The organism is Reyranella sp. (assembly GCF_017305915.1).
Taxonomy (GTDB): domain Bacteria; phylum Pseudomonadota; class Alphaproteobacteria; order Reyranellales; family Reyranellaceae; genus Reyranella.
In genome coordinates this window covers 25,806-51,800 of the sequence record NZ_JAFKJN010000028.1, presented here as the reverse complement: position 1 = coordinate 51,800, position 25,995 = coordinate 25,806, and the positions used below count along the sequence as shown (strand labels likewise).

Below are 25,995 nucleotides of genomic sequence, written 5' to 3'. Positions count from 1 at the left end.
TCTACCGCTCCTTCGTAGCCGTGGGTTGACGCCGATCGCGGACCAGGTCGGCGATGTGGGCGATCTCGGCAAGGTACGAATCAAGCACCGCCGGATCGTACGCCGGAACCGCTGGGGTAATCGACAGCCGCAGCAGTTGGACGAGAAGGCGCATCGTGCGCATGGCCAAGTCGGCCTCGATGCGGGTCAGGGTGGCGACGGCCGCGCCGTCGGCCGGCACCGGCGGGAAGGCGATCGCCTCGGCCATGATCTCCGGCAGACCCGCGAGGATGGTGGCCACAACCTCGGAGTGCACCTTCTCCCGGCGCTCGGCGGCGCTCAGCACGTCCTGCAGCGGCCGCAGGAAATCCCGCAGCATCGCGGCGCAGGCCACGTAGTCGGAGGTGCCTTCACGCTGCCGGCGCGTGGCGCCGATTAGCGATCGGATGCGATCGCTCGGATTGCGGGCGCCCTCGATGTCGAGGCCCATCAGCCACTGGATGTCGTCTTCGGGGATTCGGACGGAAACAGTCTGCATAGCCCTCACCAGGCTCCTAGTGTGCGATTCATTTCATACGTATACATTAGTGTACGATTGCCATAAATTGCAAGGCCTGAAATGCAGGCGATCGTGCTACGCGTGGCAAATGCCGACGAACTTCATCTTCATCCTGGCCGACGACCTCGGCTACGCCGACCTCGGCTGCTACGGCGGCCGCGCGCCGGTCTCGCCCAACATCGACCGCATGGCCGCCGAGGGCCTGCGCTTCACGCGCGGCTATGCCAATTCCGCCGTCTGCTCGCCGACCCGATTTGCCCTCGCGACAGGCCGCTACCAGTACCGGATCCGCGGCGCGGCCGAGGAGCCGATCGGCAGCGCCATGCGCGGCGACAAGGTGATCGGCCTGCCGCCCGACCATCCGACCTTGGCGTCGCGCCTCGCCGAGGCGGGCTACCGCACGGCCTTGATCGGCAAGTGGCATCTCGGCTTCCCGCCGACCTTCAGCCCCTTGAAGAGCGGATACCACGAGCATTTCGGGCCGCTCTCGGGCGGTGTCGACTACTTCACCCACCAGGACAGCTTCGGCACGCACGACCTGTTCGAGAACGACAGGGAAGTCGACCGCGACGGCTATCTCACCGATCTGCTGAGCGACCGCGCGGCCGACTTCGTGTCGCGCGCCGCCCGGTCCAAGCAGCCCTTCCTGCTCAGCCTGCACTACACCGCGCCGCACTGGCCGTGGGAGACTCGCGACGACGGCGAGCTCGCAAAGTCGTTCGGCAAGGGCCGGCCGATCTATCACCTCGACGGCGGCAACATCCACGCCTACCGGCGGATGATCCATCACATGGACGAGGGCATCGGCCGCGTGCTGGGCGCGCTCGACGAAAACGGAATCGCACGGGACACGTTGGTCGTCTTCACCAGCGACAACGGCGGCGAGCGCTTCTCCGACAACTGGCCGCTGGTCGGCGGCAAGATGGACCTGATGGAAGGCGGCATTCGCGTGCCCTACGTGGTGCGCTGGCCGGCGCGCACACCCGCCGGAACGGTGACCGAGCAACTGGCCATCACCATGGACTGGGTGCCGACCTTCCTGGAAGCCGCGGGCACCTCGCCCCATCCCGATTATCCGAGCGACGGGATGTCGCTGGTAAGGCCCCTCGGCGATCCGCGGGCCGTCACCGAGCGCCCCCTCTTCTGGCGCATGAAGCACAACGAGCAGCGCGCCATGCTCGCCGGCCGATGGAAATACCTGAAGGTCAACGAGCACGAATACCTGTTCGACGTGGCAAGCGACGAACGCGAGCGCGCCAATCTCGCCAAGCGCCACCCCGAGCGGCTGTCCGCGATGCGCGCCGCCTGGGAGACGTGGGATGCAACGATGCCCCCCATCCCGGCAGAGGCCGGCGTGCGGCTCGTCTACGGCAAGAAGGAAATGCCATGACGGACACCGCGGCCATCCGCGACATCCTCGATTTCTGGTTCTTGCCGCTCGGCGATCCGGAGCATGCCAAGCCGCGCAAGATCTGGTGGGAGAGCACGCCGGAGCTCGACGCCGAGCTGCGCAGCCGCTTCGGCACGCTGCTCGACAAGGCGATCGCGGGTGAGCTCGACGCCTGGCGCAAGTCGCCCGACGGCGCGCTGGCGCTGACCGTCCTGTGCGACCAGTTCCCGCGCAACATGCATCGCCGCAGCGCGCGGGCTTTCTCGGCCGATGCCAAGGCGCGCGAGACGGCGCGCTACGCGCTGGCCCGCGACTATCCGGCGGCCTACAGCAACGACATGCGGCTGTTCTTCTACATGCCGTTCCAGCACAGCGAGGACCTGGGTGACCAGGAGCTCTGCTGCGCGCTGTTCGCAGCCCTGCTCGACGAGACCAACACCAAGTACGCGATCGACCATCGCGACATCGTCGCCCGCTTCGGCCGCTTCCCGCACCGCAACGAGGTGCTGGGCCGCGCCAGCACGGCCGAGGAGCTGGACTACCTCAGGACGGCGGATCGCTTCGGCCAATGACGGCACGGTAGAGGTCGGCCGTCGCTGTGTCGAAGCAGCAGAAGATCACGCGGTCGAGCGCGCCGGCGTGGGCTTTCACCTCGCGCACCGCGATGTCGGCGGCGGGTTCCCTGGGGTAGCCGTAGACGCCGGTCGAGATCGCCGGGAAAGCGATGCTCTTCAGGCCCTGCTTCCCGGCGAGCGCCAGACTGTTGCGATAGCAACGCGCCAGCAGCTCGGGCTCGTTCTTGTTGCCGCCGTTCCATACCGGCCCGACCGTGTGGATGACGTGGCGCGCCTTCAGCCGATAGCCCCTGGTGATCTTGGCTTCGCCGGTCTTGCAGCCGTGGAGCATACGGCATTCGGCAACGAGCTCGGGCCCGGCAGCGCGATGGATCGCGCCGTCGACGCCGCCGCCGCCCAGCAGGCTCGAGTTGGCTGCGTTGACGATCGCGTCGACGTCGAGCCGCGTGATGTCGCCCTCGATGACCTCGAGGCGCGCCATGGTCCTACCAGTAGCGGACGGGACCGGTGTCGAGATGGACGAAGCCGGAGCGCGGGTAGAAACCCACGCCGCCCATCTGCAGCGACCGCGCGGCCTGGCGGATCTTGAACACCGGCACGCCGGGGAAGCGGATGTCCATGGCGTTGCCGTTCATGTGCTGGCTGTCGCGCGCCACGCCGCGGCTGACGCTCGCCAGCCAGGCGTTGGTCTCGGGCGAGCGGAAGGCGGACAGCACCTCGACCGTGCCGCCATAGCCCGAGATCTGCATGGTGTGCCACAGCACGTCGAACACCAGCGGATCCATCTCGGTCTGCTCGCCGGTCTTGCTGTCGCGCAGGAAGTGATTGAGCTTGTTCAGCGCATCGCGCTTGTAGGCGCCGTCGGCCCAGTAGGTGACGGTGAGCTGCTCGCTGGAATTGACGTTGAGCAGGCTGAGCGTGCGCGGGCTGGCGAGGTCCAGCGTCGGCGGGGTCTCGGGCACGGCCGGCGCCGGGGCGAAGCCGCCGTAGCGCGAGCCGCGCAGCGTCTGTGGCGTCACCGGATGTTTGACGTGGGCCGACGAGCTGCTCTGGGCCGCAGCCGTCTTCTGCACGGCAGGCTTGGCCGGCGTGGTCGCGGTGGTGATCTTCTTCTGGGTCGTGCTGGAGGTGCTGCCGCGCATCACCTCGGGTGCTTGAGCTAAAGCAGCGCCGGCGAAGGCCAGCGTCGCCGCCAGACTTAGTACGAGACTCCGCATCCCCTGCCCTGATGTTGTTGTATTTTTGCCACAGCGTTCTTAACAGAGTCCGATTCCTGATACAAAGCGAAATTCCCTGTCATTTGTAGTTGTTAACCGGACGACTTCACCGTCGCTGCAGTGTGTTCGATTTCCGGAACGCCCGGCACGACCTCGACCGAGACGCCGGCGAGCCGGAGCGCCTCGATCTCGGCGAAGGGATTTCCAACCGTAAGTCGCACGACGCTGCGGCCCGCGCGGGCGAGCGCGAGCAGACGCTGGGCCGCGTCTTCCGGCGAGACGCAGAGACGCTCGGCATCGCGCCGCGCCATCGCGAGCACCTCGGGCGCAACCAGACGGTCGTGGACGATCACGTCGGCGTGCTGCAGCAGTCGATGCGCCTTCAGGGTCAGCAGGTCGGGATCGCCGGGCCCCGCGCCGACCAAATGCACCATGCCCTGCGCGGGCACCGACTCGCCGCGCACCGAATCGAGCAGGCGGATCAGCTCGCGGCGCGCGGCGATCTCGTCGCCGGCCAGCGCCAGCTCGCCGACACGGCCCTCGAAGACGCGGTCCCAGAACAGCCGGCGCGCGCGCGGCTCGGCGAGCGTGCGGCGCACCTGGGCGCGGAAGATCTCGGCGAAGCGCGCCAGCCGGCCGATCGCCGCCGGCACGGCGCGCTCGATCTCGCCGCGCAGCTTGCGGGCGAGCGCGGGCGCCGTGCCGCCGGTCGAGATCGCGATGGTGATCGGGCCGCGATCGACGATCGACGGCATGATGAAGCTCGACAATGCCGGCGTGTCGACCACGTTCACCGGCACGCCGCGCGCCTGAGCCGCGCGCGAGACGCGTCCTTGCAGCTCGACGTCGTCGCAGGCCACGATCACGAGCGACACGCCCTCGAGCTCGCCGGCCTCGAAGGCGCGGCCGACCCAGACGATGCGGCCGTCGGCGATGAGCTGGGCGATACAGCCGGTGACCGTCTCGGCGACCAGCGACACCTGCGCGCCGGCCGACAGCAGCAGCTCGATCTTGCGCGCGGCGGCATCGCAGCCGCCGACCACCAGGGCGCGACGCTCCCGCAGCGACAGGAAGATCGGGAAGCCCTGCATCATGCGGCCTTCTTCACGCGGCCCTCTTCGCGCGGTGGGCGCGCAGCAGCAGGCGGATCTCGGGCCGGCACGAGCCGCAGTTGGTGCCGGCGCGCGTCATCTCGCCGATCGCTTCCAGCGACCCGGCACCCTCGGCGATGGCGCCCTCGATGTCATGGCAGGAGACGCCGAAGCAGGCGCACATCTCGCCGCCACGATCCTCGGCGTCGCCGCCGCGCAACACGGCGTTGCGTTCGGCGACGGTCAGCCGATCGATCGCCATGAACGGCGCCAGGCGATCGCGCGCCGCGTCGTCGCGTGACTCGCCCGTCACCATCACCGCTTCGAGCCGGCCGTCGGCGATGACGGCGCCGAGCCCGACTTCGCCATCGAGCCCCTTACCCTCGAGCCAGGGGCCGGGATTGGCCGTACGGATCGCCGCGGCCAACGCCTTGCGCGCCGGGGCGAGCGGCTGCTCGCCGGCGACGAGGTAGGCGTAGTGCCCGGCGCCCTTGAGGCGCACCCAGTAGGCGATCTGCGGCAGCATCAGCGCACGCCGAGCGAGAATCGTGCCATGCCACTTCACGTCGAGGGCGCGGATCTCGACCGGCGTGTGCTTGAGCTCGGGCTGGCCGGAGACCGGATCGACCGCGGGATTGACCGCCGAATTGATCCGGCCGGCGCGCGAGACTTGCGCCGTCCAATGCATCGGCGCGAAGGCCTCGCCCGGCCGCACCGCATCCGACAGATGCGCGCGCAGCACGCTGCGGCCCCAGCCACTTTCCACGGCCACGATCGCGCCTTCGGCGATGTCGCGGGCGGAGGCATCGCGCGGATGCAGCTCGACCGTCGGCTCGGGCCGATGACCGGCAAGCCGGGCCGACTTCCCGGTGCGCGTCATGGTGTGCCACTGGTCGCGCACGCGGCCGGTGTTGAGCCGCAACGGCCGCGAGACGGTCGGTGCATGCGCCGGCGCACGCGGCACCGTCGCGACGAAGCGGGCGCGACCGTCGGCGTGGAAGAAGCCGCCGTCGGCGAAGAAGCGATCCTTGCCCCAGGTGAAGGGCGCCAGCGTGTCGTACGACAGGCCGTCGATCGCGATCTCGAAATCGCGCGTGCCATCGTTCTCGAAGGCCGAGAGAGCGGCATGCTCGCGGAAGATCTCGCCAACGTCGTTCCACGCGAATGCGTTGCCATGGCCGAGACGGCGCGCCACCTGGCTCAGGATCCGCCAGTCCGGCCGCGCCTCGCCGGGCGCCGGCAGGAACGGACGCTGGCGCGAGATGCGGCGTTCGGAGTTGGTGACGGTGCCGTCCTTCTCGGCCCAGGCCAGCGCCGGCAGCCGGATGCGGCAGGCATCGACGGTGTCGCTGGCGCGGACCGCCTCGGAGACGATCGCGTACTCGCAGCCCTGCAGCGCCGCCTGCACGGCATCGGCGTTGGGCAGGCTGGCGACAGGATTGGTCGCCATGATCCACACCGCCTTGATCTCGCCGCGACCGACCGCGTCGAACAGCTCGACGGCCTTGAGGCCCGGCCGGGTCGCGATGCGCGGCGCCTTCCAGAAGCGGCGCACGCGCTCGACATCGGCCGGCGCGAAATCCATGTGGGCGGCGAGCGTGTTGGACAGCGCGCCGACCTCGCGGCCGCCCATCGCATTGGGCTGGCCGGTGATCGAGAACGGCCCCATGCCCGGCCGGCCGACGCGGCCGGTCAGCAGATGGCAGTTGATCAGCGCATTGACCTTGTCGACGCCGGCGCTCGACTGGTTGACGCCCTGCGAATAGAGCGTGACGGTCTTCTCGGTGCGCGCGAACCAGTCGAAGAAGGTCGCGACGTCCGCGGCCGGCAGGTCGCAATCGACGACATCGCTGGCGTGCGCGGCCGCCAGCGCCGCTTCGAGGCCGCTGGTATGGCGCTCGATGAAATCGGCGGCAACGACGCCGCGGTGCTGCAACGAGGCCAGCAGGCCGTTGAACAGGGCGACATCGCTGCCGGGCTTGAGCGCCAGATGGAGGTCGGCGATGCCGCAGGTCTCGGTGCGCCGCGGGTCGATCACCACGATCTTCAGGTCCGGCCGGGCGCGCTTGGCGGATTCCAGCCGCTGGAACAGCACGGGATGACACCAGGCGAGATTGCTGCCGACCAGCACGGCGAGGTCGGCCTGCTCGAAGTCCTCGTAGCAGCCGGGCATGGTGTCGCTGCCGAAGGCCCGCTTGTGGCCGGCCACCGAGGAGGCCATGCAGAGCCGCGAGTTGGTGTCGATGTTGGCGGTGCCGAGGAAGCCTTTGATCAGCTTGTTGGCGACGTAATAGTCCTCGGTCAGGAGCTGGCCCGAGACGTAGAAGGCAACGGCATCGGGGCCATAGCGGTCGATGACGTCGCGAAAGCCCGACGCGACCGTATCGAGGGCCGTTTCCCAGGAAAAGCGCTGGCCGTCGATCTCGGGATGCAGCAGCCGGTCCTCGAGGCCGAGCGTCTCGCCCAGCGCCGCGCCCTTGGAGCAGAGCCGGCCGCGATTGGCCGGATGCTCGGGATCGCCGGCGATCGCCGCGCCGCCCTTGCCGTCCGGCAGGGCGACGACCCCGCAGCCGACGCCGCAATAGGGACAGGTGGTACGGACGCTCATGCCGCCAGCGCGATTGGGGCACACGAGGCTAGCTCTCGCAGGACTTCGACGTCGTGACGGCGGCAGAACTCGAAAAAGGTCTCAGCGGGGCTCGCGCGATGCGCCAACCAGGCATCGAGCAGCTTCTCGAGCATCGCCGGCAGGTTGTCGAACACGACGCTGCGGGCGTATTCGCGCGCCATCGACTGCTCGGCGGTCGAGGCGGCCCCTCCGCCGATGAAGACGTGGTAACCCTCGACCGTCTCCTCGCCGCGTTCGACCTTGCAGGCGAGCAGCCCGATGTCGCCGACATAGTGCTGGGCGCAGGAATGATGGCAGCCGGTGAGATGGATGTTGATCGGCCGGTCGACCGGCACCCGCATCTCGAGGTAGTCGGCGAGCCGCAGCGCATGCCCCTTGGTGTTGGCGGCGGCGAACTTGCAGCCGGCATTGCCGGTGCAGGCGACCAGGCCGCGGCGGATGGCGCTCGCCTCGACGCCGATGCCCAGCACCTGCAACGCGGCGATGCAGACGCCGACATCGGCGTCGGCGACATCGGAGATCAGCAGATTCTGCCAGACCGTGAGCCGCAGGGTGCCGCTGCCGAAGCGCTCGCTGATCTCGGCCAGCCCGCGCATCTGCTCTGATGTGATGCGGCCGACAGGCAGCACGATACCGAGGTAGCGGCGCCCCGGCTGTTTCTGCGGGTGCACGCCGATATGGCCGTGCTTGTCCGCCATCGGCCGCGGCGCGAGCGCAATGCCCGACGCACGGCGCAGCGGCGCGCCGTATTCCGTTTCGACCTCTTTCAGGAAGGCGTCGCGGCCCATCCGGTCGAGCACGTACTTCAGCCGCGCCTTGGCGCGGTTGGTGCGGTCGCCGTGGACGATGAAGGCACGGACCACGGCGCCGGCGACCTTCACGCATTCCTCGGGCTTCAGCAGCACACCGGTCTCGTGAGCGAAGTCGTGATGGCCGGTGATGCCGCCGAGCTGCAGGCGGAAATAGACGCCGCCCCCGGAGCCATCTTGCGCCCGCGCCGCGACGAAGCCGATGTCGTTGGTGTCCTCCAGCACCGGCACCTTGCCGCCGCCATCGAAGGCGATGTTGAACTTGCGCGGCAAGCCGTACATCTCGCGGTGATTGAGGATGTAGTGGTGCATCGCCGTGCAGAGCGGCCTTGTGTCGATCAGCTCCTGCGGGTCGATGCCGGCGGTCGCGCCGCCGGTGATGTTGCGGATGTTGTCGGCGCCCGAGCCGCGCGCGGTGAGGCCGAGCGCCTGCACCGCCGTCAGCAGGTCGATGGCGCGGTGCGCCGGGATCTCGCGAATCTGCAGGTTGGCGCGCGTGGTGACATCGGCGTAGCCGCCGCCGAAGGAATCGGCGGCATCGGCCAGCCCGCGCATCTGCCAGGCATTGAGGATGCCGTTGGGCATGCGCAGCCGGCACATGAAGGAGTTCTCGGCCGGCGCGACGTAGAAAAGCCCGTGGTACTTGGTGAGCAGGACGTCGATGCCCTTGGGAAACTCGCCCTTGTCGGAACGCTCGACGACCTCGTCCCAGCGATCGAGCGGATGGCGCTGGCGCTTGGCCTTCTCCTCGGCGACCAGCTTGCCGCCGGCTGCGATGGCGCGGTCCTGCGCGGCATGCTGCAAGGCATCCGGCCCGATGGACGACAGGCTCGGTTGGGCGGCGGCCGGGGCAGCAGCCGGCGCCGCCGCCTTGCGCGCGGCCAACCCGCTGGTGAATCCCTCCAGCCAGCGTTTCTGCTGGTCGGTGAATTCCATGGCGCGGCCTCTAGGCGGCCGCCCGCGCCGGCACGCGATGCCGGGCGTAGAGGAATTCCAGCACGGCGGCGCGGCAGCGGGCGTACTCGGCGTCGGTCGCCAATTCGAGCCGCCGCCGCGGGCGCGGCAGGTCGATCTCGAGGATCTGGCCGATCGTCGCCGACGGGCCGTTGGTCATCATCACCACGCGATCCGACAGCAGCACCGCCTCGTCGACGTCGTGGGTGATCATCATCACCGTGTTGCCCAGCCGGGCATGGATCTCCATCACGCTGTCCTGCAGATGGGCGCGGGTCAGCGCATCGAGGGCGCCGAACGGCTCGTCCATCAGCAGCACCTTGGGCTGCATGGCCAATGCGCGTGCGATACCTACTCGTTGCTTCATGCCGCCGGAGACCTCGTGCGGGCGCTTGTCCCGGGCCTGCCCCATCTGCACCAGCTCGAGATTGTGCATCACCCAGTCGTGGCGCTCGGCCTTGGACTTCGAGCCGCCGAACACCTTGTCGACGGCGATCGCGACGTTGCCGTAGACGGTGAGCCAGGGCAGCAGCGAATGGTTCTGGAAGACGATGGCGCGGTCGGGTCCGGGCTCGTCGACCAGCTTGCCCTCGAGGAAGACCTCGCCGGTGGTCGACTGCAGCAGGCCGCCCAGGACGTTGAGCAGGGTCGACTTGCCGCAGCCGGAATGGCCGATCAGCGACACGAACTCGCCCCGTTCGATGGTGAGGTCGATGTCGCGCAGCACCTCCGTGGTCATCTGACCGCGGCTGAAGCTCATGCCGACCTGCTCGAACTTGAGGTAGCTGGTCATTGCGCGGCCGCTCCGTGGCTGACGAGATGGCCCAGCGCCGCGATCAGCCGGTCGAGCAGGAAGCCGACCACGCCGATATAGACCAGGGCCACGATGATGTCGGAGATGCGCGAGCTGTTCCACGCGTCCCAGATGAAGAATCCGATGCCGACGCCGCCGATCAGCATCTCGGCCGCGACGATCGCCAGCCACGACAGGCCGACGCCGATGCGCAGGCCGGTGAAGATGTAAGGCACGGTCGCCGGCAGGGTGATCTTCCAGAAGACCTCCCACCAGGAGAGCCGGATCACCGCCGCGACGTTGCGATAGTCCTGCGGGATGTTCCGCACGCCCACCGAGGTGTTGATGATGATCGGCCAGATCGAGGTGATGAAGATCACGAAGAGCGCCGACGGCTGGGCGTCACGGAAGCCGGCGAGCGACAGCGGCAGCCAGGCGAGCGGCGGGATGGTGCGCAGCACCTGGAAGATCGGATCGAGGCCGCGCATCGCCCACAGGCTCTGGCCGACCAGCACGCCCAGCGCGATGCCGACCACCGCCGCCAGCGAGTAGCCGACGGCGACGCGGCTCAGCGACTTGGCGAGATGCCAGAAGGCGCCCTTGTCGACGCCGCCATTGTCGTAGAACGGGTCGACGATGAAGTCCCAACTGTCGGCGATCACCTTGCTGGGCGCCGGCAACGACGAGCCGGGCGCCGAGCAGAGGAGCTGCCAGACGAAGAGCATGAGCCCGATCACGATCACCGGCGGGATGACGATGCCGCCGATGCGCGCGGCGATCTCGCGCAGGCGCTCGACCGCCGGCCGCACCGGCGCACGGAAGGGCACGATCTCCGCCGAAGCGCCCGGCACGGGCACCGCAGCGGCAACGGACGCGGTGGCGACAGCCTTGGCCTGCATCACGCCACCTTCTTGATCTGCAGCGAGGCGAGATAGGTCTTGGGATCGGCCGGGTCGAACACCTTGCCGTCGAAGAAGGTCTCCTTGCCGCGCGACGCGCTCTTGGGAATGTCCGCCTCGGCAACCGACAGGATCTTGGCGGCCTCGCGCCACAGGTCTTCGCGGTTGACCTTGCCGATGATCGCCTTGGTGTCGAGATCGAGCGGCAGCTTGCCCCAGCGCTGGTTCTCGGTGAGGAACCACAGCTCATGGCTCTGGTACGGGTAGCTGACGCCACCCTTCCAGAATTTCATGAGCTGGTCGGAGCCGGTGACGTTGCGACCGTCGCCGTAGTCGATGTTACCCTTGATACGGTTGTTGATGTCGCCCGCCGGCACGTTGAACCACTGACGCTTGGCGATGATGGTGGCGAGCTCTTCCTTGTTCTCCATCTTGTCGCACCATTGCTGGGCCTCCATCACGGCCATCAGCACGCCCAGCGCCGCCTTGGGATTCTTGTCGACCCAGTCGGCGCGCATGCCGAGCGACTTCTCGGGGTGGTTCTTCCAGATCTCGCCGGTCATGCAGGCGGTGAAGCCGATGTCCTGGTGCACGAGCTGGTCGCCCCAAGGCTCGCCGACGCAGAAGGCGTCCATGTTGCCGACCTTCATGTTGGCCACCATCTGCGGCGGCGGCACGACGATGGTCGAGACGTCCTTGTCGGGATCGATGCCGCCCGCCGCCAGCCAATAGCGGATCCACACGTCGTGGGTGCCGCCCGGGAAGGTCATCGCGACCTTCACTTCCTTGCCCGCGGCCTTCTTCTTCGCGAAGGCCTCCTTGAGCGGATCGGCCTTCACCGTCACGCCCATGCCCTTGTATTCCTTGGCAACCGAGATCGCCTGGCAGTCGTAGTTGAGGCGGGCGAGGATATACATCGGCGTCGGCTTGTTCTCCGCCGTCGTGGTGCCCATCGTCATCTGGTAGGGCTTGGGCGTCAGGATGTGCGCGCCGTCGATGCCGCCGGCGCCCGAGCCCAGCACCATGTTGTCGCGCGTCGTGCCCCACGAGGCCTGCTTGGCGATGTCGGCGTCGGTGATGCCGTACTTGTCGAACAGCTTCTTTTCCTTGGCGATGATCAGCGGCGAGGCGTCGGTCAGGGCGATGAAGCCGAGCTTCACCTGCTTGGTTTCCGGTCCCGCACCCTGGGCGAAAGCGCCCGACGGAAGGGCTGTGCGCGCGGCACCCAGCAATGCGGCGGTGGCGGTCGCGCCCTTGAGGACCTGGCGGCGGCGAAGGTTCGTCATCACTCTAATCTCCTGAACGTAGAAGCACGGGAAGTTCATCGTTGGCCGGCTCGACGGCCGGCGTGCTCGGCGTGATCGGCTCGCCATGCGCACCGGGGGGCAGGCGATCGCCGTCGGGATACGCCACGCCGATCTCGGCAGCGGCGGCGCGGAAGATGTCGGTGCGGTAGACGCGGTCCGCCGTCGCCGCGACGTCGATCGACGGCGGGCACTGGCCCCAGCGCACCATCTGCCGGAGGAACCAGTCGGCGTGGCTGCGCCATGGGAAGTTGGCGTGGTTGCGATGGAAGACGTGGAAGTCAGGCAGATCGAGCGTGCGGGCGATCACCTCGGCCGGCGTGTTGAGGTAACGCGGGCTCGCCAGCACGCGCGCCGCCTCGGCACGGTTGGAGGGCTCGTCGAGCCACTGGCAGGCTTCGATCAGCGCCTTGATCAGCGCGCGCAGCGTGAGCGGATTGCTCTCGGCCCAGGCCTCGGTGGTGCCCAGCACCTTCTCCGGCATGCCCTTCCAGATGTCGGGGCCGGTCAGCACGACGCGGCCGATGCCGAGCACGGCGGCGCGCTGGTTCCACGGCTCGCCGACGCAGTAGCCGTCGACCACGCCGCCCGAGAGATGCGCCACGGTGTGCGGCGGCGGCACGACGACCAACCGCACGTCGCGGTCGGGATCGAGTCCACCCGACGCCAGCCAGAGCCGCAGCATGTAGTTCTGCGCCGAGTAGGGAAACACCGACGCGAGCACGACTTGCGGCGCGCCCGCCGCCGCACGCTTGCGCACCACCGCGGCCAGCGCCTTGGCGGTGAGCGCCGGATGGCCGCCGGCGACGAGATCGGGGGCGGCCCCTTCCATCTCGCGCCACAGGCTTTGCGACAGGGTAAGCGCGTTGCCGTTCACCTGCAGCGTCATGACGTTGACCAGCGGCACGCTGACGCTCGACAGGCCGAGGGTGATGGCGAGCGGCAGCGGCGCCAGGATGTGCGAAGCATCGAGCACGCCCAGCGCCAGCTTGTCGCGCACGTTGGCCCACGACACTTCGCGGCGGATCTCGACCTCGAGACCCTGGCGCTCGAACGCGCCCAGCTCCTCGGCCAGCACGACCGGCGCGCAGTCGATGATCGGGATGAACCCGACTTTCAGTCTCGGTCGCTTCAGGTCGGTCATGCGCCACGCCACTCCGCAAACAAAAAAGCGTCCTGTCGGCCGGCTGCTGCCGGTCGCTCAGGACGCCGTTGTCCAATCCCGCAGACCATCGTCGGCCCGCGTTCAAAATCAGGGTAAGTGCCCGCCATTGGGCGCTCATGTGCAGCGCAGCATGAGTTGTGCCAAAGTCTAAGCTGTTGATATTAGTCTATTTCTTCATATAGCCTGTAAAATAGGCAAGCCTACTTCTTGAGCACTTTGGCGTAGGTGACGATGTCTTGGGCGACTTCGCCAATGCGCTTGTTCTGGTCCATGGCGAGCTTGCGCAGCAGCTTGTAGGCGGCCTCCTCGCCCAGGCCGCGCTGCTCCATCAGGAGGCCCTTGGCGCGGTCGACCGCCTTGCGTTCGAGCAGGGTGAGGCGGGCGCGCTCCAGCTCCTCGCGCATGGCGTGGTAGCGATTGAAGTGGCCGACCGCGACATCGACGACCGAGCGCACGCGGTCCTGGGCCAGGCCCTTCACGACATAGGCCGAGACGCCGGCCTCCATCGCCGCCGCGATGGTCGCAGGATCGGACTGGTCGACGAACAGCGCGATCGGCCGCGGCTGCTGCTCGGTGCTGCGGCGCATGTCCTCGATGACGTCGCGGCTGGGACTGTCGGTGCTGACCACCACGACATCGGGGGCGAGCTCGCGCACCCGCGCCGGCAGATCCTGCGTGCCCTGCAATCTCGCCAGCAGGCGGTAGCCCGCCTCGCGCAGGCCGCTCTCGACGATCTCGGCGCGTGCAGGATTGTCGTCGATCAGCAGGACGGACAGCGGCTTGTGCACGCACCGCGGGCCGCAACTTCCATGCCACACCAATTACGGTGTTGATTCGACGAGCTTTCCGTCTTCCCAGCGGCTCGCCCGGGCGCGCTCGTCGGTCCCGATCAGCTGGCCATAGCCGTGGCGCTTGCCGGCCCGGAACTGGCCCTGGTAACGCTCGCCGTTGGCGAGCTGCTCGACGCCGAGGCCGTCGAGCGAGTCGGATTTGAACTCGCCGGTCTGCACCACCGTCGGCTCGGTCAGCACGCGGCGCGTGCCCAGCCCCTCGAGCTTGCCCGAGGCGAAGTTGCCTTCGGCGCGCTCGGCACCCGCTTTCTCGCGCACGCCCAGCCCCACCGGCAGCCCGTTGCGCCACCGGCCCTCATAGCGCGGTCCGTCGTTCAACTGCTCGACGCCGAGGCCGTTCAGCACATTGTCCTTCCATTCGCCGAACTGGCGGTCGCCGTCCTTGAACTGCAGCACGCCCAGGCCCTCGCGCTTGCCGTCGGCCAACTGGCCGACGTAGGTCGAGCCGTCGTCGCCGGCGACGCGCTCGGCGTTCTCCAGGCCCGGGTTCTCGGCGCGTGCCTTGGCGATCAGCGCCTCGCCGCGCATCGCGATCCCGGCCTGGGCGGCTTCCCGGGCGCGCTCGAAGAGGGCGCGGGCCTCGACCCCGGCCTTCTTCGCCGGGTCCTCGAGCGCCTTCTGCGCCGGCGACACCGCGGGCGGTGCGGGCGTCGGAGTCGCTGCCGGCGTCGCCGATGGCGGCGGCAGGGGAGTCGGTGCGGGTGTCGGAGTCGCTCCTTGCGATGGAGTCGATGGAGGCACCGGCGGCGCCGAAGCCTGCACCGTCGGCGGCGTCGGCGTCACGAGCTCGCGCAGCACCGCCTGGTAGCGCCACACGGTCGCGCCGATCACCAGCACCAGCGCCGCCACGATCCAGGGCGTGGCGCTGCGCCCGTGCGGGCGCGCCATCGGCTCCGGCAGCATCTCGCGGCTGACGCCGCTCAGGCGCGGCGCCGTGCTGCCCGCCGACGGGACATCCATGCGCTGCGTCGGTGCATCGTGGGCGCGCGGCAGCGACATGCCGAACAGCTTGCTCCAGTCGGCGACCGACTGCGGCCGCGCCTCGGGCGCGAAGGCGAGCGCCTGATCGATCGCCGTCAGGAAGGTCTTGTCGAAGGCGGCCGCCTGCGTCTCGGCCAGCGGGCGATAGGAATCCTTGCCGACGCGGCTCGCCGCTTCCGGCGGCGGCGCGCCGGTGATGGCGTGGTGCAGCACCGCGGCGGCGGAGTAGATGTCGCTCCACGGACCCTGCTTGCCCTCGGCGGCGTACTGCTCGATCGGCGCGTATTGCGGCGTCAGCACCGAGGTCAGCGTGCGCGTGCGATGGCTGATCGCCTGCCGCGCCGCGCCAAAGTCGATCAGGATCGGCACGCCGTCGCGGCGGATGATGATGTTGGACGGCTTGATGTCGCGATGCAGGAAGCCCTGCGCATGCACCGCGCCCAGGCCGAGCAGCAGGCCTTCGGCGAGGCGGCGCGCCTCGTCGGCCGACAGGCGGCGCCCGGCCGGATGCAGCAGCTCACCGACGCTGCGGCCGTCCTCGAACTCCATGACGGTGTAGGCGGTACCGTTCGCCACCAGGAAGCGCAGCACCGGCACGATGTGCGGATGGCGGAAGCGCGCCAGCGCCCGCGCCTCGTCGAGAAAGCGGTCACGGCCCCAGGCGAAGTCCTCCTCGAAGCGGCCGCCGCGCGCCACGACCTTCTCGCCTTGGCGCACGGCGAACTCGATCGGCAGGTATTCCTTGATCGCCACGACCTTGGCGAGCTGGCTGTCGAAGGCGCGATAGGTGATGCCGAAGCCGCCATGGCCGATCACGGCATCGAGCCGATAGTCGCCCAGCAGGGTGCCGAGCGGCAGGGCCTGGACATTGTCTGACGTCATGGCACGCGCATCCGGCTCCTTGATGCGCGTTCGCACGCGCCCGCACAAGCGTGGGCTCTTGGCGCGGGCTAATGAACGCCGGTGATCGGCGCGTGCCGAATCAGCGCGTGGCCAGTCAGCGCGTCGTGGCGACCGCGGACGCCGGCAGCCGCACCACGCTCTGGATTTCCGGCACGAGCTGCATGAGCACGATCAGTGCACACAAGCCGATGGCGGTGAGCATGGTGGCGGGCCGGGTCTGCAGATGGGGCGTCGGTGCGCGACGCGTCGGTTGGTCGGTCATGACCGTCCTTTGAAAAATGACTGCCTGAAAAGTCCGGCCGGGACCCGAAATAGGATGGGTTCAGCCGTGGCAAATTTAGGGCATAGCTGCCCCGACCTCAATAAAAATCTTTTCCACACAACAACTTAACACACGATCTTACGGTGTGACTCAAGGACACAATAGATCGCGGTTCGACGACGATCGGCCCACCTCTTATGGTCCGCGCGCTTTTCAGGAAAAGGACTGCTTTCGAAATGTCGGTGTCGCGTCGCGTTGCTTTTGCCTTGCCGCTTCTGGCATTCGCCGCTTACGCGCGCGCCGAGGCGTGGCCGACCAAGCCGCTGCGGTTGGTCGTGCCCTATCCGGCGGGCGGCCCGACCGACGTTCTGGCGCGCGCGCTGGCGGCGAAGATGGGCGAAGGGCTCGGCCAGCAGATCGTCGTCGACAACAAGCCGGGCGGCGCGGGCAACATCGGCAGCGACATCGGCGCCAAGGCCGCGCCCGACGGCTACACGCTCACCATGGGCAACAACGCCACGCATGCCACCAACCAGACTCTCATTCCGGCGACGCCGTTCGATGCCTCGAAGGACTTCGCGGCGATCGGTCTCACCACGACCGTGACGCACGTGCTGGTCGTGCATCCCGACGTGCCGGCCAAGACCATCCAGGAGTTCGTGACCTGGGCGAAGGCCGAGGGCGACAAGCTCAGCTACGCCTCGACCGGTAACGGCTCGGCGTCGAACCTGGCGATGGAGCTGTTCAAGGGCGCGACCGGCCTGCAAGCCGTGCATGTGCCCTATCGCGGCTCGGCGCCGGCGGTGCAGGACCTGCTGGGCGGCCAGGTGAAGTGCTCGTTCCAGACCCTGCCGTCGGTGCTGGCGCAGATCCGCAGCAACAAGCTGCGCGCGCTCGCGGTGAGCTCGCTCAAGCGCAACGCCAACCTGCCCGACGTGCCGACGGTCGACGAGACGGTGGTGAAAGGCTTCCAGGCCGACGCCTGGTTCGGCCTGTTCGCGCCGGCGCGCACGCCGGACGACATCGTCGCGCGGCTGAACGCAGAGATGCTGAAGGCGCTGAAAGACCCGGCGACCGCCGAGGTCATCGTCAAGGCAGGCTTCGACATAACCCCTTCGAAGCCCGCGGAGTTGGCCGATTTCGTGGCGGTCGAGATCGTCAAATGGGCCAAGGTGGTGAAGGACTCGGGCGCCAAGGCGGAGTAAAGTCGGCCGCATGAACGCACCCATGGCCGGCAACACCCGCACCCTGGTGCTGACCGGCGCCAGCCGCGGCATCGGCCACGCGACGGTTAAGAAGTTCGGCGCGTCAGGCTGGCGGATCATCACCATCTCCCGCCAGCCCTTCAGCGCCCTTTGCCCGTGGCCGGGCGGCGAGAAGAACCACGTGCAGCTCGACCTCGGCGACCCGGTCGAATTGGGCCGCGGCATCGAGGAGATTCGTCATCGCCTGGGCGGCGACGGTCTGCACGCGCTGGTCAACAACGCCGCGATCTCGCCCAAGGGACCGAACGGCAAACGGCTGGGCGCCATGGACACGCCGTTCGATCTCTGGCGGCAGGTGTTCAACGTGAACTTCTTCGCCCCGGTCGCGCTGGCGCGCGGCCTGGTCGAGGAGCTGAGCAAGGCGCAGGGCTGCGTGGTCAACGTCACCTCGATCGCGGGCAGCCGCGTGCATCCCTTCGCCGGCTCGGCCTATGCCACCTCGAAGGCCGCCCTCGCCTCGCTGACCCGCGAGATGGCGCACGATTTTGGCCCGCGCGGTATCCGTGTGAACGCCATCGCGCCGGGCGAAATCGACACCGCCATCCTGTCGCCCGGCACCGAGAAGATCGTCGAGGAGCAGATCCCGATGCGCCGCCTGGGCACGCCCGACGAGGTCGCCGACGTGGTCCACTTCCTGTGCGAGAAGGGCGCGTCCTATGTTTCCGGCGCCGAGATCCAGATCAACGGCGGCCAGCACGTCTGAAATCCCTCCCCATTCAAATGGGGAGGTGTCGCCGTCTGCGCCTTTTCGAACGAAGTTCGAAAAGGCGGAGGCGACGGAGGGGTCATGAGCCGCAGCATGTTGCGTCTGACCCCTCCGTCGCGGATTACCGCGCCACCTCCCCATTTGAATGGGGAGGAAGTAGTAAGGAGTCTCTCATGGACACGATGACCAATCTCAAGGGCGAATCCGGCCGCGACGCCCGTCGCCGCATCCGCGCCGGCGGCCATCGCCTGCCGACCTCGGGCATGGCGCCGGGCTATGTGCAGGGCAATCTCGCGATCCTGCCGCAGTCGCTCGCCGCCGACTTCGCGCGCTTCTGCCAGCTCAACCCCAAGCCCTGCCCGATGCTCGGCCAGTCCGAGCCGGGCGATCCGCGGCTGCCGATGCTGGGCGAGGACCTCGACATCCGCACCGACATCCCGAAATACCGCATCTGGAGGAAGGGCGAGCTGGTCGAGGAAGTGACCGACCTCGACAAGGCCTGGCGCGACGACCTCGTGTCGTTCGTGCTCGGCTGCTCCTTCTCCTTCGAGGAGGCGCTGGTCGACAACGGCCTCGAGATTCGCCACCAGACCTGCAACGTCAACGTGCCGATGTACCGGACCAACATCGAGTGCACGCCGGCCGGGCCGTTCCACGGCCGAATGGTCGTCTCGATGCGGCCCTTCAAGCCGGCCGACGCGATCCGCGCGGTGCAGGTCACGACCCGCTTCCCGTCGGTGCACGGCGCACCGGTGCATCTCGGCAAGCCCGAGCTGCTGGGCATCAAGGACATCGCCAAGCCCGACTATGGCGACAGCGTTCCGGTGCGCGACGACGAGCTGCCGGTGTTCTGGGCCTGCGGCGTCACCCCGCAATCGGTGATCGCCACGGTGAAGCCCGACTTCTGCATCACCCATGCGCCGGGCTACATGCTGGTCACCGATCTGCTGAACTCGCGACTCGCTGTCCTTTGACCGAAGCCCCCCGGTGAACGTACGTTCACCGGTGCGGAGGAAACAAAGGCCATGGTCAAGGGCGCGTTCGACGGCATCACCGTTCTCGATTTCACCCAGGGCATCGCGGGGCCGCATGCCTCGATGCTGCTGGCGTTGCACGGCGCCGACGTCATCAAGATCGAGCCCCTGGAAGGCGACTGGGGCCGCGCGCTGGGCGACATCAAGGGCGACCACTGCGCCCATTCGATCGCCTTCAACCGCGGCAAGCGCTCGATCGCGCTCGACCTGAAGTCGGCCGACGGCCGCGCGGCGGTGCAGAAGCTCGCCGCCAAGGCCGACGTGGTGATGGAGAGCTTTCGCCCGGGCGTGATCTCGCGGCTGGGCTTCGGCTACGAGGACATCAAGAAGCTCAATCCGAAGGTGGTCTACTGCTCGGTGTCGGGCTTCGGCCAGACCGGGCCCTACAGCAAGCGGCCGACGGTCGACGGGCTGATCCAGGCCTTCTCCGGCATGATGGTGATGAACCGCATGCCCGACGGCACGCCGTGGCGTCAGGGCATGATCGCCGTCGACGTGACCACCGGCCTCTACACCTTCCAGGCGCTGTCGACCGCGATCATGCGCCAGTTCCGCTTCGGCGAGGGCTGCTTCATCGATTCCAGCCTGATGAAGGCGGCGGCCGCCTTCCAGGGCGCCAAGCTGATGGAATGGATCTTCTCCAACGGCGCGCCGCCGGTGCTTTACATGCCGGCAGGCAGCTACAAGAGCAAGAACGGCTACATCATGGTGTCGGCGATGCGGCCGCATCACTTCAGGCTGCTGTTCGAGCTGATCGGCCGCGACGACGTCGCCAACGACCCCGATCTGCAGAGCCACGAGGCGCGCATCAAGAATGCGCCCAAGATCATCAAGGCGCTGCAGGAGACCATGCCGTCCAAGACCACCGAGGAATGGATCGCGATCTTGCAGCCCAAGGACGTGTTCTGCGAGCGGGTCAACAACTACACCGACTATCTCGAGCATCCGCACGTGATCGAGTCGGGCGCGATCGACTGGATCGAGCAGGAGCGCGTCGGCCGCCTCCCGGTCGCCAACATCGCGGGTCTGCCGCGCGCCTCCGAGCACGAGCCGCAGCGGCACGCCCCGCACGTCGGCGAGGACGGCCCGGACATCCTGGGCGAGCTGGGCTACAGCGCCGCCGAGATCGAGGCGATCTTCAGCCGCGGCGGCGTCGGCCGCCCGTCGGAGCCGGCGCCGGCGAAAGCGGCGGACTGAGCCGCGGCGCGGGGTCGCGGAAACCTCGGAAACCGCGCGAACCCGCCCGGAGTGGTGGCGCTGCCATCGGCTGCCAGAGGCATTGGCAGTGTTCCGTTGCCCGCCGGCCAGCGTTTTTCGCGACTCCTGCCACCCTGCCCGCACACCCCGGCGCCCTGACGAGAAATCTCCCTCGCCCGCGGCCACGGGTCGGCAATAGGAGGTGTTCGTACGCATGAGCATCGTCATGGCCGCCACACTGCATCAGGGCGCGCCGAACACCTATTAAGGGCATTGGAAGCGATTTTTCGTCAATGAATCGGCCCTCGATTCGCGTTCCAATGCCCATAAAGACGCTCGCACGCACAACGATCCACCGCCGTCGGTGGATTGTTGATCACGCCACCTGGAAGCCGTCCGCGAAGAAGTGCGCTTACCGTCTGGCGTACATTGTCAGCTCTATGCGGACTGCCATGCTTGCCACGCCGGATGAAAAGACCTTGGCGGCATCCTGCACGGCAATTCTATACGGCAAGTCGAGCAGGCGTTTCACCAAGGGTTCATGCTTGGCATCCAGCATGATCCAAACGTGGTCGCGGCCGTTCTCCGCTTCGACCCGCAGCAAATGGTAGCCGTCCGCCTCCGCAATAACGGCCGGGCCAACCAAAGCCGCGAACCGGTCCTGGTGCGCCGCCTTCTCGAGGATCGACCATTCGACTTTCGACTGAGCTTTGTCCCAGAAATACCAGGCAGTGCCGTAGGCACCAGTACCAGCAACAATGGCGAGTGCGACGTATGGAATTGCGTTCAGGCTTTTCGAATTGCGCCGCCTTCTTACAACAAACCAGACAACAGGCGCGGCCAGCAGGGTCGAGGTCATCTCGAAGAGCTGGATGAAAGTCGGCTTTTCACCCCCTCCCGTCCAACCGTCGCGGAAATAGTCATGCACGTACCCGAAGTCCGTGCCCATCATCGTCATGCACCAGCCAATCCATGCGACCAGATAGATCGCCGGCAGCATCAGCAGCGTTAGCGCCAGCCCACGCATGAACGTCACTTACGCGACTTGGAACCCGTGCGCGAACGGGTCGCGGTCGTCGACGAAGATGGTGTTGATGCCGTGCTGGCGCGCCCAGCCGGAGATCGAGGGCACGATGGCGTCGTAGTTGCCCACCTTGGCGGGCGCCTCGACCCGGCCGTCGAACAGCGAGCCGATGATGCTCTCGTGCACGAAGTCGTCGCCGACCTTCAGCTTCCCCTTGCCCGCAAGCTGGGCCATGCGCGCCGAGGTGCCGGTGCCGCACGGGGACCGGTCGATCGCCTTGGCGCCATAGAACACGGCGTTGCGGGCATGAGCGCGCGCCTCGCGCGGCTGGCCGGTCCACATGACATGGCTGACGCCGCGGATGGTCTCGTTCTCGGGATGGACCGGCTGGATCTTCTCGTTCAGCAGCCGGCGCACGATCGGCGACAGGCGCAGCACGTCGCCGGCCGACATCGACTCCAGCCCCGCGAAGTTCTTCTGCGGCTCGAGGATGGCGTAGTAGTTGCCGCCATAGGCTAAATCGAAGGCGAGCTCCCCGATCCCGGGCACGTCGACCACGACATCGGTCGCGGCGAGATACGAGGCGACGTTGGTGATGCGCACGCTCTCGACGAAGCGGCCCTCCTGTTTGTAGCGCGCCACCACCCGGCCGGCCGGCGCGTCGAGATTGAGCACGCCCGGCGTCGCCGGGCTCACCAGGCCGTTCTCGACAGCCATGGTCACCGTGCCGATCGTGCCGTGGCCGCACATCGGCAGGCAGCCCGAGACTTCGATGAACAGGATGGCGGTGTCGCAATCGTCCCGCGTCGGCGGATAGAGGATCGAGCCCGACATCACGTCGTGGCCGCGCGGCTCGAACATCAGCGCCTTGCGGATCCAGTCGTGGTTGGCGAGGAAGTCGAGCCGCCGGTCGCTCATGGTCGCGCCCTTGAGCAAGGGCCCGCCGCCCGAGACCAGCCGCACGGGATTACCGCAGGTATGGCCATCGAGGCAGGAGAAAGTGTGCAGCGCCATGGCCGGAGTCTTAGCCCATTGTCATCCTGAGCGCAGCGAAGGATCTAGCGCTGCAACAGCGCGCTGCTGGGCGGGCGTGAGGTCCTTCGCTGCGCTCAGGACGACAAGGCGAAGCGCTCAACCGCCGCCTTGTCCTGCAGGCGCACCACCGTCTTGTCCTTGCCCAGGAACTGGCATTCGACGGCGAAGCGCCGGCGATTGCGGCCATGGGTCTTGATCGCCCAGAGCAGGATCGAATCGCGGCTGAGGAAGGCGTTGCGGAAGGTCTCGCGGTTGCCGGTGCCCCAAAGCTCTTCCCGGCGCATCACACGGCCGATCGTGCGGCGCAGCAGCCGCCACATCACCAGCGGGAACGGCAGGTCGAGCCAGATCAGCGTGTCGGCGGCGCGCCAGATGAGGTCGCGCACCTGGCCGTAATTCCCGACCACGATCCAGTCACCGTCGCGGATCTCGCGCTCGACCCGATGGCGGAACAGCTCGAGCGGCGCCGGCTGCCAGTCGCGGCCCCAATAGAGCCGGTCGAGCTCGATCAGGCGCAGGCCATGGCGCTCGGCCAGCCGCTCGGCCAGCCAGCTCTTGCCCGACCCCGTGGTCCCGAAGACGACGACGCGCCGCATTGCGCGAACTGTAGCGTCCGGCCGCGGGCCAGCGTAGGGTTGCCGCCGTCTTTGAGGGAAGCGTCGATGTCGCAGTTTCTGTTCCGCAATTTCACCCTGCTCGATCCGCGCTGGGACGAGCCGCGCGGCGGCTACGAGGTGCTGGTCGAGGGCGAGACCATCCGCGAGGTCTCGAACAAGCCGATCAAGGCGAAGACCGCGACCGTGATCGACGGCGGCGGCAAGCGCACCCTGATGCCCGGCCTGATCGACTGCCACGTCCATGTCTTCCTGACCGAGGTGAACATCCGCCATCTCGAGGCGATCCCCCTAACCCTGCTGACCGCCAAGTCGGCCGAGCTGATGCGCGGCATGATCGATCGCGGCTTCACCTCGGTGCGCGACACCGGCGGCGCCGACTGGGGCATCAAGACCGCCGTCGACAGCGGCCTGATCGCGGGCCCGCGGCTGTTCATCTCGGGCAAGGCGATCGGCCCGACCGGCGGCCATTCCGATTCCCGCCGCCGCACCGACTATCAGCCGGCGTCCTGCGGCTGCTGCAACGCCATGGTCTATGTGATGGCGGTTGCCGATGGCGCCGACGAGGTGCGCAAGTGCGTGCGCGAGCAGATGCGACAGGGCGCCGACCAGATCAAGATCATGTGCTCGGGCGGCGTCGCCTCGCCCTACGACCCGCTCGATTCGCTGCAATTCTCCGAGGCCGAGATCGCCGCGGCGACCGACGAGGCCAAGGCGTTCGGCCGCTACGTGCTGGCCCATGCCTACACGCCCGAGGCGATCACCCGCGCCATGAACAACGGCGTGCGCACCATCGAGCACGGCAACCTGATCGACGACAAGTCGGCCCGGCTGATCAAGTCCAAAGGCGGCTACATGATCGCCAACCTGGTCACCTACTTCTCGATGAAGGAGCGGGCGGCGCAGTTCGGCATGACCGCCGATATGCTGGCCAAGAACGACATCGTGCTGGAGGGCGCGCTGCGCTCGCTGGAGATCTGCAAGAAGGCCGGCGTCAAGGTGGGCTACGGCACCGACCTGCTGGGCGCGCTGCAGGTCGACCAGAGCCTGGAGTTCATCCATCGCGCCAAGGTGCTGAAGCCGATCGAGATCATCCGCCAGGCCACCACCATCGGCGCCGAGATCCTGCGCATGGAGGGCAAGCTCGGCACGGTCCAGTCAGGCGCCTTCGCCGACCTGATCGCGGTCGACGGCAATCCGGTGAAGAAGCTCGAGCTCTTCCTCGACCAGGGCAAGCACCTGCCGATGATCATGAAGGCCGGCAAGTTCCACAAGAACGCGTTGAAGTGAGCCACTATTGTCGTCCTGAGGCGCAGCCGAAGGACCTCACAGAACGATCAGACACGGACAGTCGAAAGCGAGTATGGGGCTGGCGTGAGGTCCTTCGCTTCGCTCAGGACGACAGGGGAGAGAATCGGTAGCAATGTCCTTCCTGTTCAAGAACCTCAGCCTCCTCGATCCGAGCTGGAAGGAGGCGCGGGGCGGCTATGAGGTGCTGGTCGAGGGCGACACCATCAAGGAGGTGTCGTCCAAGCCGATCCGCTCGCGACAGGCGCAGGCGATCGATTGCGGCAAGCGCACGCTGATGCCCGGCCTGATCGACTGCCACGTCCACACCCATCACAGCGAGGTCTATATCAACCGGATGGAGGCCGTGCCGCTCACCCTGATGATGGCGCGCTCGGCCGGCCGCCTGAAGCGCATGCTCGACCGCGGCTTCACCACGGTGCGCGACGCCGGCGGCGCCGACTGGGGCACCAAGACCGCGGTCGAGTCGGGCCTGATCCCCGGCCCGCGCATGTTCATCTCCTGCCGCTCGATCGGCCCGACCGGCGGCCACAACGACCGCAACCGCCGGACCGACTTCGCCGGACCGCCCTGCCTGTGCTGCAACGGCATGGTGTTCATCCGCGCCATCGCCGATGGACCCGATGAAGTGCGCAAGGCCGCGCGCGAGCAGATGCGCCAGGGCGCCGACCAGGTGAAGCTGATGGTCTCGGGCGGCGTCGCCTCGCCCTACGACCCGCTGGAATCGCTGCAATTCACCGAGGAGGAGATCACCGCCGCGGTCGAGGAGGCCAGGGCCTTCGGCCGCTACGTGCTGACCCACGCCTACACGCCCGAGGCGATCACCCGCGCGGTGAAGTGCGGCGTGCGCACCATCGAGCACGGCAACCTCGTCGACGCGCCGACCGCCAGGCTGATGGCCAGGCACGGCGTCTACATGATCCCCAATCTCGTGACCTACGACGCCATGAAGCGCCGGGCCAAGGAGCTCGGCATGCCGGACGTCATGCTGGAGAAGAACGACGAGGTGCTGAAATACGGCTATCGCGAGCTGGAGCTCTGCCGCAAGGCCGGGGTGAAGATGGCCTACGGCTCCGACCTCCTGGGCGCACTCGAGGACGAGCAGACCGGGGAGTTCAAGATCCGCGGCGAGGTCATGCCCGCGATCGACGTCATCCGCTCGGCGACGCTGATCGGCGCCGAGGTCGTGCGCCAGGAGGGCAAGCTCGGCACCATCCAGCCCGGCGCCTATGCCGACCTGCTGGTGGTCGACGGCAACCCGCTCGAGGACCTCGGCCTGTTCCAGGACGGCGGCCCCAACCTGTCGGTCATCATGAAGGCCGGCCAATTTCATAAGAACGTGCTGTGATGGCCCCGTCGTCCCGAACGGAGCGAAGCGAAGTCGAGGGACCTTGTCTGCCGCTGACAAGGTCTCTCCACTCCGCCTCGCTGCGCTCGGCTTCGGTCGAGAC

24 protein-coding genes are annotated in these 25,995 nt (G+C 67.8%); 8 read left to right on the top strand and 16 right to left on the bottom strand.

Annotated elements, in window-relative coordinates; all coding sequences use genetic code 11:
* Nucleotide 1 precedes the first annotated feature (1 nt).
* Nucleotides 2-517 carry a hypothetical protein gene (locus tag J0J01_RS25500; protein WP_296385877.1) on the bottom strand — a complete coding sequence of 172 codons (516 nt, stop codon included), beginning with the start codon at nucleotides 515-517 and terminating at the stop codon, nucleotides 2-4.
* Between the two features lie 109 nt (nucleotides 518-626).
* On the opposite strand from J0J01_RS25500, the gene J0J01_RS25495 reads away from it, so the two are divergent.
* Both J0J01_RS25495 and J0J01_RS25490 read left to right on the top strand, forming a co-directional pair.
* The gene (locus J0J01_RS25495; protein ID WP_296385876.1) at nucleotides 627-1,928 is read left to right on the top strand and encodes a sulfatase-like hydrolase/transferase; all 1,302 of its coding nucleotides are present in this window, start codon (nucleotides 627-629) and stop codon (nucleotides 1,926-1,928) included.
* Entirely contained in the window at nucleotides 1,925-2,500 is a 576-nt protein-coding gene (locus J0J01_RS25490; protein WP_296385875.1) for a DUF924 family protein, read from the top strand. The genes J0J01_RS25495 and J0J01_RS25490 overlap by 4 nt, the downstream gene beginning before the upstream one ends.
* Here the strand turns inward: J0J01_RS25490 and J0J01_RS25485 are convergent.
* From J0J01_RS25485 to J0J01_RS25430, 12 genes are all read right to left on the bottom strand, one after another.
* Nucleotides 2,472-2,984: an O-acetyl-ADP-ribose deacetylase gene (locus tag J0J01_RS25485; protein ID WP_296385874.1), complete on the bottom strand. Its 513-nt coding sequence runs from the start codon at nucleotides 2,982-2,984 to the stop codon at nucleotides 2,472-2,474. The two genes, J0J01_RS25490 and J0J01_RS25485, sit on opposite strands and share 29 nt — an antisense overlap.
* Before the next feature lie 4 nt (nucleotides 2,985-2,988).
* The gene (locus J0J01_RS25480) at nucleotides 2,989-3,720 is read right to left on the bottom strand and encodes a DUF882 domain-containing protein (protein WP_296385873.1); all 732 of its coding nucleotides are present in this window, start codon (nucleotides 3,718-3,720) and stop codon (nucleotides 2,989-2,991) included.
* A 92-nt stretch (nucleotides 3,721-3,812) separates the two neighbouring features.
* The gene (locus J0J01_RS25475; protein ID WP_296385872.1) at nucleotides 3,813-4,814 is read right to left on the bottom strand and encodes an NAD(P)-dependent oxidoreductase; all 1,002 of its coding nucleotides are present in this window, start codon (nucleotides 4,812-4,814) and stop codon (nucleotides 3,813-3,815) included.
* 10 nt (nucleotides 4,815-4,824) lie between these two features.
* Nucleotides 4,825-7,419, bottom strand: coding sequence for a nitrate reductase (locus J0J01_RS25470; protein ID WP_296385870.1), 2,595 nt, complete (start codon nucleotides 7,417-7,419; stop codon nucleotides 4,825-4,827).
* A complete protein-coding gene (locus tag J0J01_RS25465) occupies nucleotides 7,416-9,185 on the bottom strand; it encodes a NirA family protein (protein ID WP_296385868.1) in 1,770 nt (589 codons plus the stop codon). Before J0J01_RS25465 ends, J0J01_RS25470 begins: the two co-directional genes overlap by 4 nt.
* A 10-nt stretch (nucleotides 9,186-9,195) precedes the next feature.
* The gene (locus tag J0J01_RS25460; RefSeq protein WP_296385866.1) at nucleotides 9,196-9,996 is read right to left on the bottom strand and encodes an ABC transporter ATP-binding protein; all 801 of its coding nucleotides are present in this window, start codon (nucleotides 9,994-9,996) and stop codon (nucleotides 9,196-9,198) included.
* Complete coding sequence (gene ntrB / locus J0J01_RS25455) at nucleotides 9,993-10,895, bottom strand: nitrate ABC transporter permease (protein ID WP_296385863.1); 903 nt, start codon at nucleotides 10,893-10,895, stop codon at nucleotides 9,993-9,995. Before ntrB ends, J0J01_RS25460 begins: the two co-directional genes overlap by 4 nt.
* Nucleotides 10,895-12,181: a CmpA/NrtA family ABC transporter substrate-binding protein gene (locus tag J0J01_RS25450; RefSeq protein WP_296385861.1), complete on the bottom strand. Its 1,287-nt coding sequence runs from the start codon at nucleotides 12,179-12,181 to the stop codon at nucleotides 10,895-10,897. Before J0J01_RS25450 ends, ntrB begins: the two co-directional genes overlap by 1 nt.
* Nucleotides 12,182-12,185: 4 nt before the next feature.
* The gene (locus J0J01_RS25445) at nucleotides 12,186-13,343 is read right to left on the bottom strand and encodes a CmpA/NrtA family ABC transporter substrate-binding protein (RefSeq protein ID WP_296385859.1); all 1,158 of its coding nucleotides are present in this window, start codon (nucleotides 13,341-13,343) and stop codon (nucleotides 12,186-12,188) included.
* A gap of 221 nt (nucleotides 13,344-13,564) precedes the next feature.
* The gene (locus J0J01_RS25440) at nucleotides 13,565-14,152 is read right to left on the bottom strand and encodes an ANTAR domain-containing protein (protein ID WP_296385857.1); all 588 of its coding nucleotides are present in this window, start codon (nucleotides 14,150-14,152) and stop codon (nucleotides 13,565-13,567) included.
* A 33-nt stretch (nucleotides 14,153-14,185) separates the two neighbouring features.
* Nucleotides 14,186-16,078, bottom strand: a complete 1,893-nt coding sequence (locus J0J01_RS25435) for a protein kinase (RefSeq protein ID WP_296385855.1) — start codon at nucleotides 16,076-16,078, stop codon at nucleotides 14,186-14,188.
* Nucleotides 16,079-16,193: 115 nt separating this feature from the next.
* Nucleotides 16,194-16,361 carry a hypothetical protein gene (locus J0J01_RS25430; RefSeq protein WP_296385853.1) on the bottom strand — a complete coding sequence of 56 codons (168 nt, stop codon included), beginning with the start codon at nucleotides 16,359-16,361 and terminating at the stop codon, nucleotides 16,194-16,196.
* Between the two features lie 266 nt (nucleotides 16,362-16,627).
* Here J0J01_RS25430 and J0J01_RS25425 point away from each other — a divergent pair, with 266 nt between their 5' ends.
* The 4 genes from J0J01_RS25425 (at nucleotide 16,628) to J0J01_RS25410 (ending at nucleotide 20,563) form a co-directional block, all read left to right on the top strand.
* On the top strand, nucleotides 16,628-17,566 hold the full coding sequence (locus tag J0J01_RS25425) for a tripartite tricarboxylate transporter substrate binding protein (RefSeq protein ID WP_296385851.1): 939 nt from the start codon (nucleotides 16,628-16,630) through the stop codon (nucleotides 17,564-17,566).
* A gap of 10 nt (nucleotides 17,567-17,576) precedes the next feature.
* Entirely contained in the window at nucleotides 17,577-18,329 is a 753-nt protein-coding gene (locus J0J01_RS25420) for an SDR family oxidoreductase (protein ID WP_296385850.1), read from the top strand.
* A gap of 176 nt (nucleotides 18,330-18,505) precedes the next feature.
* On the top strand, nucleotides 18,506-19,306 hold the full coding sequence (locus J0J01_RS25415; protein WP_365738283.1) for a putative hydro-lyase: 801 nt from the start codon (nucleotides 18,506-18,508) through the stop codon (nucleotides 19,304-19,306).
* A 51-nt stretch (nucleotides 19,307-19,357) separates the two neighbouring features.
* Entirely contained in the window at nucleotides 19,358-20,563 is a 1,206-nt protein-coding gene (locus J0J01_RS25410) for a CoA transferase (RefSeq protein ID WP_296385848.1), read from the top strand.
* Nucleotides 20,564-20,975: 412 nt separating this feature from the next.
* On the opposite strand, the gene J0J01_RS25405 is transcribed toward J0J01_RS25410, so the two are convergent.
* The 3 genes from J0J01_RS25405 to J0J01_RS25395 form a co-directional block, all read right to left on the bottom strand.
* On the bottom strand, nucleotides 20,976-21,590 hold the full coding sequence (locus J0J01_RS25405) for a hypothetical protein (protein ID WP_296385846.1): 615 nt from the start codon (nucleotides 21,588-21,590) through the stop codon (nucleotides 20,976-20,978).
* A 9-nt stretch (nucleotides 21,591-21,599) separates the two neighbouring features.
* Nucleotides 21,600-22,601 carry a 4-hydroxyproline epimerase gene (locus J0J01_RS25400; RefSeq protein WP_296385844.1) on the bottom strand — a complete coding sequence of 334 codons (1,002 nt, stop codon included), beginning with the start codon at nucleotides 22,599-22,601 and terminating at the stop codon, nucleotides 21,600-21,602.
* A 95-nt stretch (nucleotides 22,602-22,696) separates the two neighbouring features.
* Nucleotides 22,697-23,218, bottom strand: a complete 522-nt coding sequence (locus J0J01_RS25395; protein WP_296385842.1) for a hypothetical protein — start codon at nucleotides 23,216-23,218, stop codon at nucleotides 22,697-22,699.
* Between the two features lie 66 nt (nucleotides 23,219-23,284).
* On the opposite strand from J0J01_RS25395, the gene J0J01_RS25390 reads away from it, so the two are divergent.
* Nucleotides 23,285-24,526 (top strand): amidohydrolase family protein, encoded by a 1,242-nt coding sequence (locus J0J01_RS25390; RefSeq protein WP_296385840.1) that lies wholly within the window; start codon nucleotides 23,285-23,287, stop codon nucleotides 24,524-24,526.
* A gap of 133 nt (nucleotides 24,527-24,659) precedes the next feature.
* Entirely contained in the window at nucleotides 24,660-25,892 is a 1,233-nt protein-coding gene (locus J0J01_RS25385; protein WP_296385839.1) for an amidohydrolase family protein, read from the top strand.
* Nucleotides 25,893-25,995 lie beyond the last annotated feature (103 nt).